The organism is Methylobacterium sp. B1 (assembly GCF_000333255.1).
Lineage (GTDB): Bacteria > Pseudomonadota > Alphaproteobacteria > Rhizobiales > Beijerinckiaceae > Methylobacterium > Methylobacterium fujisawaense.
In genome coordinates this window covers 1-1,185 of the sequence record NZ_BACT01000085.1, presented here as the reverse complement: position 1 = coordinate 1,185, position 1,185 = coordinate 1, and the positions used below count along the sequence as shown (strand labels likewise).

The window sequence follows — 1,185 nt, the reverse complement described above, 5'->3', positions numbered from 1 at the left end:
ACGAGGAAGCCCGCGATCAGGGCGGCGTCCTCCGGGTCGATCACCGCCTTGGTGCCGACGAGGCTCGCGATCACCCCGCCCCGGTCGATGTCGCCGACCGGCACCACCGGCGTGTCGGTGGCCCGGGCGAAGCCCATATTGGCGATGTCGCCGGCCCGCAGGTTCACCTCTGAGGCCGAGCCCGCGCCCTCGACGAGGACCAGATCCGCCTCCCCGGCGAGCCGGGAGAAGCTGTCGAGGACGGCCGACATCAGCCGGGGCTTCCAGGCCTGGTAGTCGCGCGCCTTCACGGTGGCGACCATCCGGCCCTGCACCACCACCTGGGAGCCGACCTCGCTCTGCGGCTTGAGCAGGACCGGGTTCATGTGGACGGAGGGCGCCACCCGGGCGGCCCGGGCCTGGAGGGCCTGCGCGCGGCCGATCTCGCCGCCATCGGCGGTGACGGCGGCGTTGTTCGACATGTTCTGCGGCTTGAACGGCCGGACCCTTAAGCCCCGCTCCGTGAAGGCGCGCGCCAGCCCCGCCACGAGCAGCGACTTGCCGACATCGGAGCCGGTGCCCTGGATCATCAGGGCCTTCGTCCGCGGCGGGCTCAGAACTCGATCCCTTCCTGCGCCTTCACGCCGGCGGCGAAGTGGTGCTTGACGCTGCCCATCTCGGTGACGAGGTCGGCGGCCTCGATCAGGGCCGGCTTGGCGTTGCGGCCGGTGACGACCACGTGCAGGTCCGGCCGCCGCGTACGGAGGGCTTCGACGACGGCGTCGAGGTCGAGATAGTCGTAGCGCAGCGCGATGTTCAGTTCGTCGAGGACGAGCAGGCGGATCGTCGGATCGGCCATCAGGCCGGCGGCGACCTCCCAGGCGTGGCGGCAGGCGGCGATGTCCCGGGCCTTGTCCTGGGTCCGTGGCGCCGACGTGATCAAGCTGCCGAAGTCCGGCTACAAGGCGCAATACGGCGAGGTGAACGGCTCTGCACGGCCGGCGATCCCGGTCGCCGCCATGCCGGCCTGAAATCCGGCCCCGGGCTTGCGAGGCACGTCCGGCTCGGCCTAGCGTCTTAAGGCGACTCATCCGTACGATGAACAGGGGCTGCGCCATGACCTTGCTGGTGCCCTTGCTGACAATGCGCGAGCTCTGGTACGGTTCGAAATCCCTGATGGCGTGACGCTTGTCGGGATTCCCGGTG

The 1,185-nt window shown here is 70.2% G+C and carries 1 protein-coding gene and 1 pseudogene; both read right to left on the bottom strand.

Going from position 1 to position 1,185, the window contains the following annotated elements; all coding sequences use genetic code 11:
* Window positions 1-569: cobyric acid synthase (locus tag I53_RS02455; RefSeq protein ID WP_043346249.1), on the bottom strand; the 569-nt coding region annotated here is incomplete at its 3' end.
* Window positions 570-592: 23 nt separating this feature from the next.
* Window positions 593-901, bottom strand: a pseudogene (locus I53_RS02450) (cob(I)yrinic acid a,c-diamide adenosyltransferase); the annotation flags it as partial.
* Between the last annotated feature and the right edge of the window lie 284 nt (window positions 902-1,185).